The sequence below is a fragment of the Nodosilinea sp. LEGE 07298 genome (assembly GCF_015207265.1).
Taxonomy (GTDB): Bacteria; Cyanobacteriota; Cyanobacteriia; order Phormidesmidales; family Phormidesmidaceae; genus Nodosilinea.
In genome coordinates this window covers 1-10,327 of record NZ_JADEXE010000241.1, presented here as the reverse complement: position 1 = coordinate 10,327, position 10,327 = coordinate 1, and the positions used below count along the sequence as shown (strand labels likewise).

13 protein-coding genes and 1 riboswitch are annotated in these 10,327 nt (G+C 52.6%); of the genes, 5 read left to right on the top strand and 8 right to left on the bottom strand.

Annotation, left to right across the window (positions count from 1 at the left end; genetic code table 11):
• The 3 genes from IQ273_RS24780 to IQ273_RS24770 form a co-directional block, all read left to right on the top strand.
• On the top strand, positions 1-111 hold a 111-nt coding region (locus IQ273_RS24780), incomplete at its 5' end, for a transposase (RefSeq protein WP_194021999.1).
• Between the two features lie 103 nt (positions 112-214).
• Positions 215-400 carry a DUF2949 domain-containing protein gene (locus IQ273_RS24775; RefSeq protein WP_228053797.1) on the top strand — a complete coding sequence of 62 codons (186 nt, stop codon included), beginning with the start codon at positions 215-217 and terminating at the stop codon, positions 398-400.
• A gap of 126 nt (positions 401-526) precedes the next feature.
• Positions 527-584: riboswitch (Glutamine riboswitch) on the top strand.
• A gap of 29 nt (positions 585-613) precedes the next feature.
• Positions 614-787 (top strand): DUF4278 domain-containing protein, encoded by a 174-nt coding sequence (locus tag IQ273_RS24770; RefSeq protein ID WP_194025815.1) that lies wholly within the window; start codon positions 614-616, stop codon positions 785-787.
• 147 nt (positions 788-934) lie between these two features.
• Here IQ273_RS24770 and IQ273_RS24765 read toward each other — a convergent pair whose 3' ends face one another.
• Positions 935-1,465, bottom strand: coding sequence for an NUDIX hydrolase (locus IQ273_RS24765; protein ID WP_194025814.1), 531 nt, complete (start codon positions 1,463-1,465; stop codon positions 935-937).
• Positions 1,466-1,525: 60 nt separating this feature from the next.
• Between IQ273_RS24765 and IQ273_RS24760 the strand changes: the two genes are divergently transcribed.
• Positions 1,526-1,951, top strand: coding sequence for a hypothetical protein (locus IQ273_RS24760; RefSeq protein ID WP_194025813.1), 426 nt, complete (start codon positions 1,526-1,528; stop codon positions 1,949-1,951).
• Between the two features lie 212 nt (positions 1,952-2,163).
• Here IQ273_RS24760 and IQ273_RS24755 read toward each other — a convergent pair whose 3' ends face one another.
• On the bottom strand, positions 2,164-2,709 hold the full coding sequence (locus tag IQ273_RS24755) for a thermonuclease family protein (protein ID WP_313898236.1): 546 nt from the start codon (positions 2,707-2,709) through the stop codon (positions 2,164-2,166).
• 200 nt (positions 2,710-2,909) lie between these two features.
• On the opposite strand from IQ273_RS24755, the gene IQ273_RS24750 reads away from it, so the two are divergent.
• Complete coding sequence (locus IQ273_RS24750; protein WP_228053796.1) at positions 2,910-3,395, top strand: rhodanese-like domain-containing protein; 486 nt, start codon at positions 2,910-2,912, stop codon at positions 3,393-3,395.
• A gap of 207 nt (positions 3,396-3,602) precedes the next feature.
• Here the strand turns inward: IQ273_RS24750 and rnhA are convergent, their stop codons facing one another.
• The 6 genes from rnhA to IQ273_RS24720 all read right to left on the bottom strand — a co-directional run bounded on the left by rnhA (position 3,603) and on the right by IQ273_RS24720 (position 10,185).
• On the bottom strand, positions 3,603-4,106 hold the full coding sequence (rnhA, locus tag IQ273_RS24745) for a ribonuclease HI (protein WP_194025811.1): 504 nt from the start codon (positions 4,104-4,106) through the stop codon (positions 3,603-3,605).
• Between the two features lie 71 nt (positions 4,107-4,177).
• The gene (locus tag IQ273_RS24740; protein WP_194025810.1) at positions 4,178-4,654 is read right to left on the bottom strand and encodes a hypothetical protein; all 477 of its coding nucleotides are present in this window, start codon (positions 4,652-4,654) and stop codon (positions 4,178-4,180) included.
• A gap of 6 nt (positions 4,655-4,660) precedes the next feature.
• Positions 4,661-6,580: a DEAD/DEAH box helicase gene (locus IQ273_RS24735; protein ID WP_194025809.1), complete on the bottom strand. Its 1,920-nt coding sequence runs from the start codon at positions 6,578-6,580 to the stop codon at positions 4,661-4,663.
• Between the two features lie 92 nt (positions 6,581-6,672).
• A complete protein-coding gene (locus IQ273_RS24730) occupies positions 6,673-7,869 on the bottom strand; it encodes an endonuclease/exonuclease/phosphatase family protein (RefSeq protein WP_194025808.1) in 1,197 nt (398 codons plus the stop codon).
• A gap of 431 nt (positions 7,870-8,300) precedes the next feature.
• On the bottom strand, positions 8,301-9,443 hold the full coding sequence (locus tag IQ273_RS24725; protein WP_194025807.1) for an HNH endonuclease domain-containing protein: 1,143 nt from the start codon (positions 9,441-9,443) through the stop codon (positions 8,301-8,303).
• A complete protein-coding gene (locus tag IQ273_RS24720; protein WP_228053794.1) occupies positions 9,430-10,185 on the bottom strand; it encodes a hypothetical protein in 756 nt (251 codons plus the stop codon). The genes IQ273_RS24725 and IQ273_RS24720 overlap by 14 nt, the downstream gene beginning before the upstream one ends.
• Positions 10,186-10,327: the final 142 nt, after the last annotated feature.

Sequence of the window (10,327 nt, the reverse complement as noted above, 5' to 3'; positions counted from 1 at the left end):
ATCAACACGCGTTTGAAGTTGATTAAGCGCTCTGGCTACGGATTCACTAATTTTGAGCGATTCCGCCTCCGATGCCTAATCTGCTGGCATTTTTCTCCAACCGCTGCATAGTGATCCCAGGAGAGCCAACTATTTCTAGAGTCTTTCTAACGGCTGTGTCGAAACCTAGATAGTTGCCTATGATTGTGAGCAATTATTTTGCGCCACCATGACTATGAGTAAACACGAACGACTCTTGGAGTTTCTTCAGGGGCATTTAACGTTATCCGCCAACTCCATTGAGTTGGGCCTACGGCAGTCTCAGGACGCCCCCAACCTGCTGCCGATGGTGCTCTACCAGTATGGGTTTGTAACGACTCAAGAGCTGGGGCAGATTTTTGATTGGTTAGAAACCGCCTGAAGCTTGGAGACGTGGACTTGAGCGCCACTCCAGACTCGTCCATTGCGCCCTGGATATCTCAGCAAACCATGACAGCTGCTATTGACGGGTTGGGATAAAACGGTAACAATGACTACAGATACAAAAAACGTTCATCTCTCTGCAAAGAGACGGAAGTAAGGGAATCTCCCTGAAGGAACGCGCCTCTGTTACTCTTCAAAGCGAGGCGACATTATGACTCTCAAGTATCGTGGAATCCAGTACGAAGCAGCTACTCCTGAAGTCCATATTTCTGAAGAAGTGATTGGACGTTATCGGGGCGCTTCTGTGGTTCGTCATGTCTGTACAGATGAGCATCCTGAAGCTCATATTGATGGCTTGAAGTATCGCGGTGCTACCGTTCTCTAGACAGTTGCTAAGGCTCTAGCATCAGCGTTAAGTGATGAAGCACTTCCTTTTGGGGGTGCTTTTTTGATGGCATCAGCCTGATCGGCTGTCCTAATGGCGGGCTTTATGCTGACACCGGACCAGTCTTGCAACCATCTACGGCAGCCGCTAGCAAAGCTTATCCGCCATTCGCCCTAGGGCCGTTGAGCTGCTGATGGCCACCTCTGCCAGGGGCACCCAGGCCAGATCGTTGGATTCCTCAGACACGACAAAGTCCATTGTCGTGGCCACCAGCAGGTAGCGGATGTCGTAATGCACATGGGGCGGCTCTTTGGCGGTGGTGATGGGGTGGTGGCCGATGTCGAAGATGGTGGCCTGTAGGGGCTCAATCGCCGGGATGCCCGATTCTTCTCTGGCCTCGCGCAAGGCCGCAGCCAACAGCGATTCATCGCCCTCATCCACATGGCCCCCCAACTGAAGCCAGCAGTTAAACTTTCGGTGATGAGTCAGCAGCACATGGGATTTTGCAGCATTGACCACCCAGGCGGATGCGGTGAGGTGGCCCACGTAGTTGTCCCGCTGCCAGCAGCGGTGGTGCTTTGCGAGAAATGCCAGTGTGGCGGTAATGGACTCTGCCTCTGTCGGGTTGAAAGGGGTGTGGGCGGCAATCGCCTGAGCGCAGTTTTGTGGATCGAGCATATTAGTGGTGAGTGCTAGGGAGTATAGACAATTGGAACGCAGTGATGAGATGACTTGACCATGAATCAATCCCCTGATTTCTTAGAAGGTAATCACCTCAATGAAGAGGCTATTCTGACTTGCTGTGCTCTACGCTTCGATGGCTTCAAGTACGCTGAAGAGCACGGCTTCAAGCCAGATGAACTCGTTCAGCAGTATCTACAGACCGGGCAGTGGCACGGCACAGAACTAGAACTGCTGGCGGCATTCTTCCACTTACAACGGGCACTCTTTAAGTGGAGCTTGGTTTACGAAACTTGGGAAAGTCCTTACTGGCGGGCCTTTCGAGAATTGTTTCTTCAACTCTATGCCGCTGAAATCCCAGCACAGTATCAGATGACAGAGTATTTTGACGAGTGGATTAGAGACTTCCAACCTCGACTAGATCAATGTGTTGCGGTTGTGAGGGAGAAGCATGAAACCACGACCTATGCTGATGTTGTCTAACAGCCTTAGGAAAGGGGGTGATTAGAGCGGTGCTCCCTCAGATATCCACATAGCAAATCCCCCGCTCGCCTTCAGAGCGGCTATAGGTGAACCGCCCCCCACAGGAATGACTAGCTAAATCCACATCGTAGGGACACTCACAGCTACCTTTGACAGCGGCGCAACTGGGGTGAGGTTTTTGGTGCCCTCGCTGCCGATCACACCTTCCTTGGTCAAGCGGCGGCGGACTCTGGTGTAGCGCTAGATCGATTACTCCGCCGGTAGTCCCAGGGCATCACAGGATTCGGCTGATTCCAAAAGTTCAAACGCTGTTGGCTAGCCTGGGCCTCAGCTTCCAGCAGCAGATCTTCAGTCTCAGGACAGCTCCTCAGGAATTGAGTGTAGACCACTGCATGGCCCTCTCTAACCATCTGAAGGTTCATGTTCTGGCCACCAACATAGACCTCAGCTACCATGCGCCCATAGCGATCGGTGTCGGCCTCGCGGAACTGGATGGTGGAGCCTCGGGGAATGAGCTGGCGTAGGCGTTCGGTGGCGGCTGGCCCCCAGGGGGTTTGGGATGTCTCTGGAGCATCGATGCAGGCAAAGCGTACGGTGACACTCTGGCCCTGGTAGTCCATCCGTAGTGTGTCGCCATCGCCCACAGAGACAACAGTGCCAGTAGGAAGGTTAGCGTTGGCGACTGCTGCTGCGGGGTCTGTCACCTGGCCCTGCTCGGGGGGGACTTCTACTGCTGTAGAGCAACTGGCGATTGCCACCACCAACCCCACTGCCAAGAGTGCACGATACCCACCGTTCATAGCGCTAAACCTGATTCCATTGGTTCCAGAATACCCAAGGCAGATTGAACATCCAGATCGCTCCAGGCTTACGGGTAAACCTTTGTAGCCCGATAAAGCTTGTTCTGAGGGTAACGCGGGATAGTAAGTCTAAGGCTGTGTAGTGGAAAGCGTTAACCATGCTTTGGAATCGAATCAGTAAAACCCTCCAGCAACTCATTTTGATCGTCAGCCTGGGGCTACTGCTGAGCCAGGGGTTGATGCTGGGGCAGCCAGCGATCGCTGCCTCAGCCCCGGCCCTTGAAGTTTCTCCCGGCCTGGAGACAGCCGTTGGCGACTTTCTTCAGCACATTCCCCGTGGTTTCTACGGGGTGCGGGACGAGGCCAAGATTAAGGCGAAGGTGGCTGAGGGCAAGACGCTGTTCATCGATGTGAGAGAGCCGTCTGAGTACGGGGGTGGCCACATTCCAGGGGCGATCAATATTCCATTGCGTGAGTTGGCCCAGCACCTTGACCAGGTGCCCCACGACCAGCCGGTGATGCTCTACTGCTCGACGGGCTACCGCACGGGCATTGGGGTGATGGCGTTGCAGCTACTGGGCTATGACAATGTAGAAGGCTACCCGCCCAGCTATGTCGGGTGGCAGCAGGCCCAGCAGAACTAAAAACAGCCCAGGCCCATCTCCTTCGACCGAGCCGCTGACTTCTACGACAATACCCGTACCCTTGCCCCAGAGGTATCTGAACGGCTGACAACAGAGATTTTGAGGCTGGGGCGGGCTACCCCTGGCACTGCATTCTTTGAGCCAGGTAGCTGAAGGGCAAGGCCTACCGAGGCTATCTTCCCCAAAGAATCAGTACTTCAGAGAAGGCTAGAACAGAGATTCTTGCTCAACCTGCTTCACCTCATACCCTTCATCAACGGGCAAATTAGGCTGTCGAGCAGCAGCCACCGCCAGGCAATCGCACCGCTCATTCTCCACATTGCCGCTGTGGCCCTTGACCCAACGGAACTCGACCTGGTGCTGTTCACAGAGGCTTAGGAGCTGCTGCCAGAGGTCAGCATTGACTGCCGAATGAGTCTTAGTTCGCATCCATCCTTTAGACCGCCAGCGCACTGCCCAGCCCTTCATGATGGCCTCGACGACATACTTGGAATCAGAGTAGACGGTCACAGCGCACTGATGCTTTAGTGCCTGGAGGCCAACGATCGCCGCCATCATCTCCATGCGGTTATTTGTTGTCAGCTGATAGCCACCCGATAGTTCTCTGCGGTGTTCACCATAGAGCAGCACTGTTCCATAGCCGCCGGGGCCAGGGTTGCCGATGCAGGCTCCATCGGTGTAGATGGTAACTGGTTTGAGAGGTTGGGCCATGATTATAGTTAGCAAACTTGAAATTTTATTTCATCAAATTCTTCGATTTCGACTATGGATGGTATCAATCATCATTCATGAATTTCAGGAATATCATCCGGTGTTAATTTAGTCTGAAGTTGAGGCGTGGTTCCTTCATTGGTATAGCTGTAGCCTTCGATTTCACTAAAGCTGTCAAGCAGTCTGCCCAAAGCTTGAGCATATTTGACAGCTTGTTCTTTAACTTGTTTTTTCTTCTTGCGATTACTATCTCGCCGTGTTGAGCCTGTACGACTGCCGTTAGGGCCTTCTAAATCGATCCACTTAACCTCAACTACTGAAAATCGACCGGCCCCATCAGTGAACAGTAAATCACCTTTTCCTTTTTCTGTTCGACTAGACTCAACTTCCCATTCATCATCAATTAGATAGGGATAGTTAGGCATCAAAGTTTCGCTATTGGTTACAAATTTTCGTTTAAGGGCGTATTCATTATTTCTATCCCAATCTCGCCCCTCAAAATAAGCTCTAAGAACACTGTCACGGTGTTTTACTTCTATTTTATTCATCACTAACTATTTTGATTGCATTGAGAGTTTTGATTGTCTAGCTTGGGGTTCAATACTGTGATTGGTTTTACTGTCCAGTGCTTCACTTTTCTCTAACGCATTAACCACGGCAGCATTCCCTCCAGCCACCAAATGCAATTCATCTTGTGCCCTGGTCATGGCCACATACAGTTGTCGTCGTGCCAGCGATCGCATATCCAAATCCTCAGCAAAGCAGTCTTCAAACTGCTCGACCCACAGCAGCAGCACCGCCTTGAATTCCAGGCCTAGTGCCGATAGCGTAGTGATCACTCTCACCCCTGGCTTACGGGCGCTGTAGTTGACCTTGGTTTCCTGACTCTCGGTGACCCAGTAGACCGGCAGGCCCAGGGCTTGCAGGCGCTTCAGCATGGCGTTAAACAGAGCCTTATCCTGATTCTTCCGGTAGAGGATGGCAATCTCTGAGGGGCTGTAGCCCAGCATCACCAGGCGCTGCACCTGCTCGACAGCGACATCTACAGCTTTGGCTCTAGTACCCGCTTGGTAGAGGGTTGGTCGTGGTCCCTGGCGCAGGGCAGCTTCAGGCTCAACGGTGGGGAATGTGGCATCGTCCGTCAGGTCTTGGTCAGTTTTCTTCACCACTGTCCAGGCGGCTTCTAAAATCTCTCGGGTATTGCGGTAGTTCTGGGCCAGCTTCATCGTGCGGCCCTGGGCCTTGATGCCGACAGACTTCCAGGTGAACTTAGCCCGCTTGTAGAGGCTCTGGTTACCGTCTGAGACAACCACTAGATCGCCATTCTCTGGGTCTTTGAGGCCAGCCACACAGCACTCAAACCATTCGCGGGTAAAGGTGTGGGCCTCATCTACCAAAATGGAATCCCAGCGCTGTTCTGGGGGTAGCTGCTGGAGGGCGGCTAAAACATGCTGGCCAAGGATTTCATCGTAGTTGTCCTGGTTATTGAAGCGAGGCAGTCGGCCCAGGATTGACTTGGCCCAGTCGTGGAAGTGCATCACCTCAATGCAGTCTTGGTACTGGGGGTTCATCGTGTCGCCATGGAGGAGCGACCTGAGGTGGGCGGCCAGCGTGATGTTGAAGCACAAAATCAAGATGCGCTGGTCGAGCAGGCGGTTAGCCAGCACTTTGGCACGAGCCAGCAGGATCAGGGTTTTGCCAGAGCCAGCCACCCCAGAGATCAGGCGGTGGCCATCCTTCATGTTGCGGGCAAGGCGTTCCTGGTCGAGGTCGAGGGGCACCACGGCGGTACTGCCTTCGGGCAGAGCCACACCAGAAGGCACGCTTTGGGGGCCAGCAGGCTTGGTTTTAATAACGGTTTCGGGGTGCAGACAGCCCTTGATGGTATTCACCTGGTCTGCCGTTAGCGTTGGGAAGTCGAAATAGACCTTGAACATATCCCGCAGCCGCTGTACCAGCATCTCGGGGCTGTAGTTCTCCCACTCCAGCAGTTCATCCCGGTAGGCGACCTGGGGCTGCTGGAGGAAGTTGTAGATGTGTTCCTCATGGGCCTGGGGTTCGGTGATGTTGCTCATCACAGCAGCGGTGCCCACGGGGAAGACGAGCTTGCCCTCATAGTTGCCGTCTGGGTTACGGAGGATAGGGTAGCCCTTGAAGCGCTCAGCAGCGGTGCAGAAGTAACCGTGGGCCTGTCTGAGGGGCGATTGGTGGCTCTCGATGCCCTGCCTACCCTTGACCCTAAAGAATTGCTCCCCTGCCTCAATGACGTTGCCAGCGAACCACCCCTTGACCTCAATAATCAGCAGGCCAAAGGTGGGGCTAAGGATGGTGAAGTCGGGGTAGAGGTTGCCTTGTAGGCGGGGCTCATACCAAACAGTGAAATCCTCTGACAGCTTGGTTTTGAGGACGTTGAATAGCGCCTTTTCGCCCTCGCTGGACTTGGATGGGATGGATTCGGGAATGGTGAGAGCCATAGATGCTGGGATGGGCCGGTGTAATTAGTTATCCCCAGAACAGAGGCAAAGCTTAGCAGGCACACCGTAAACACACCAAAAAGCCTGTTGAGTTAAACCTCGGGTAATGGCAGTCTCAACCAAATAGGAAGATGATCGCTCACCTCATGCTCAAATTTTCTAAAGAAGTCTTTCTTGTCTTGGTTAGTTAAGCTCTCGATAGGCGGAACCTCAAGGGCTTCACGAAAGAGTTCAACAAAATTCACGACACCATAATCTGGGCCTTGGGGTGGTTCAGGCCCCATCTCTGGGTTTTTGTCATAGGAGGGAAGACGCGGATCATGGCTGAACAGGCCAATGTGGTCGAATGTCTCACTCAAACGTGCATTGGTACGGAATGGTTCAGTGAAGCCTTTGTGTATATCCAAAAAGGGAAAGTTTACGTTGATACCGCTGCCAGCGGCCTGCATATTTTGATTAAAGGTCTTAATGTGTCTCTCAATGCGAGGTCGATCTCTCGCTGGATTGCTGAAGCATAAATTGAGGTCGCCCATGAGGATAAAGTTTGGGAAACTTGTATTGTCTTTCTCCTGTACCCCACCTAGAATCCACTCCATTAGGGCATCAAATTCTTGACGGCGATCTTCAACGGAATTGCCAAAATAAAGATGAGCATTGACCGCCATAATTCGATAGGGCTTTGTTTCGGGGTGCCCGACTATCTCAAAGCTGGCACTGAAGGGCTGACGAATAAAGTTCAAAAAGACTGGAATCTGAACCTTTGGGGCTTTCGGCTCAGGGCCAGTAGGGTTTTCCTGCCATGCATCGCGGGCCTGAAGATACTTGACGTAAGGCGTAGCTGTTTCTACCAGCACTTTGTAGTTGTTAACAATAGTCTTGAGAACCTTTGTGCGGTCATAGGAAATATCAGAAATGATGTTGCCTAGGCGAATGAGGTTTCGGTTATAGATAAATCCCAAACGTTCACCTAGTCCTTGCTCACCAGGGAATTGCCCAGTTTTATCGGAAACAATAGACCTATACTCAGGCCCCATCAGGCTCACCAACTTCTCAAAGCCCTCCAGGTCACCCATAATCTCTTGAATGGATAGCAAATCAAAGTGTTTACAAATGTGGGCGAGGAAGTCCCAGGTGTTTGTACTTCGACTGCTGGCCTTTCCCAACTTACGAATATTGAAAGACCCCAGTACAGCAGAGCCATAGGTACGCCGAGGAATGCCATACTTATAGGGATCGCTTGCCAAAAGAGAATTGATTTTTGACCATTCATCAGCAGTCAAATCAGCCATTGGTTAGACCTTGAGAATAGCTCTATGGTTTAAGGATAGTGGCTTTGGCAGGATTAGGATTAGAGCTACCTGTATTTAACTAATGTTTGTTAATTAAACTTCTACAATTTTTTCCCTGCTGCCACTTCAGCGACTACCATCTTGCCCTCTAAAGACTTCAAAATGGCTCTGGTCGATTCCTGATACAGATCGGCCAATCTAGCGATCGCCCCACCTCTAGAGAAGTTATTAGCTGAGGCGGAGTTACCCAAGCAGAGGTTTCTATTCCCTGGCCGGTTCAAAGGGCACATCATGGGCCTGTGACAAGGCTCTGCGGGAAACGTTGGACTACCTGGGCATTCGGGCGTATCTACCTATAGCTTCCGGCGATCGCTGCTGACAATGATGCATTTTGAGAAAGGATACTTACTGCAAACCCTCCAAATGAGAAATTAGAACCTTGCCAAGTTCCTGGCCTCAGCCACTTCTTCTACCAGCCCAGCCACCGCCACCGCCAAACTCTCTGAGAAAGCGCCTACCTCAACCGTGGCAAACCTCAACGCTACATCCTCTCGCAGCACTTCAATCAAAGGCTTTGATGCCCCATAGCCCAAGTAAGCTTTCTCAAGATGCGGGGTGGCCACCGCCAGACGCTCAGCTGTGGGCAACCGATCGCGCTTCTTGTGCGAGTTAAAGTCTGGGTCGGCGGGCACTAGGTTCCACAGCTCATTGGTGGGGTAGACGGCGATGGGCAGGATGTGGTCGAGGTCGTAGGCGATGCCCTGCTTGATGGGCTTCTCAGTCCAAGGGCAGGTAAAGGCTGTACCTTCCATGATCAGGATGTCAATCTGGTTTCGTTCCCATGTCAGTGGACGGCGGTTGTCGGGGCGAGAGGTTAGCAAACCGTAGATGTAGCCCCTGTCGTGGTTGCTCACTCTGCCACTGAACAGACACCACTCATGGATACAGAGGGCTTCGACCCAGAGCGACATCTGGCGGAACGTGGCCCAGAGGTCGAGGGGAATCACCAGGCAACGGTCTTTTACCTTTGTCCCCGGTACTGGCACTGTCCGGCTGGCCACCTGGTTGTAGGTTTGGGGCTTCTCAAAGATGCTCCAGTGGCCGGGGCCAGCGTAGCGAATAGGCATCTCGATGGTTTTGGCGACAGCGGCGATCGCACTCTGGTAAGCGTCAATTAGCGTCTGGGAGTAGCGCTGGTGTTTGCGGGGTGAGCGCAGCTCGTTGATCAGAAAGAAACCATCGGCGGGGTTCTTCATCCCTCCAATTACCTGCTCCCACTGTCGTCTGAGTTCAGTCAGGGATGGTCTAAAGGCCATGTCGTTGGTGGTTTGCCCCTGGCGCTGTGCCCGCTGCCCCTGTTGGATGGGCTGGTCGGGGTCTACAAACGGCCAGTAGTAGGCGATCCAGAACTCAGCCAGCAATTTGAGGGGAACAGCGACATCGCTCTGGTAGGTTCTCAAATCGGGGTAGGTCAGCACCGCGTCATTGATGGCCCGCAGCAGCGCAATCTTGTAGCTCGTTACTTTCGTATCGTGCTTGAGGATGGTGCTGATGACTTTATCAGAGGCTAGCATTGGCTCGCTGCGCTGTTATTTCATAGCCAAGCTCCTGGGCAATATCGAGGAAAGGGCCAATGTTGCCGATGCCCCATTGATTGCAGACTGCAACGGTTTGATTATCCCCTGTCCGTAAAATCTGGCTCTCATCGAGAAAGTAGCGCTTTTGGCCCTTCTCTAACGCTTTCTCAATCGGAGCTACCACCCCCAAGGCCCTGTGGAGGGAGTCGGGAAACACCTGCCTTAGCTCATTCAAAGTCGCTTGGGGGTGATCCTGAATGTAATGGGTAGTTACAGCCAGTACCAAGTTGCGCTTGTTGTACACCTGACCCAGAAACTCATATTGCGTCATATCTCGACTAGAACGAGCGGCAGCTCTTTTCGCCTCTGCCTGCTCCCGGATTCTCACCTGGTATTCCTCAGCTTCAGGTAGAGGAATAATTTGCTCAATGTCTAGCAGCAGTTCGTTCCCTAGTTTGTAGGGCTGAAGGCGGACACAGCGAATATCGAGGTCTCTTTCATTCAGCCACATGACAGCTGTGGTCAGCTCCTTCGAGAAATTGGCTGAAGCCAGGACAATTCTGACATCCGTAGGAAACTGTTCTTCCTGTGGGTCACTCCACCCTAGGAAACTCAAGATTTCTTCCTCAGCGTCTTTCGCAATGCCCCGCTTATCAAGGTACTGCTGGTGAATCTCGATAGCCCGATTGAAGGTCATAGTCGAGACCATCGCGGCATAGCGCAGGGACTGTAGCTCCATATGAGCCCCAGTTTCTATTAGACGACACTGAACGTGGCGGGTGACGACAGCTAGATAGGCGGGAGAGGTGTTCTCCCTGCCCCTTGAGTCATCACTGAGACCGGATCCAATTTAAGCTAATAAGAAAAGACACTGAAGGTAT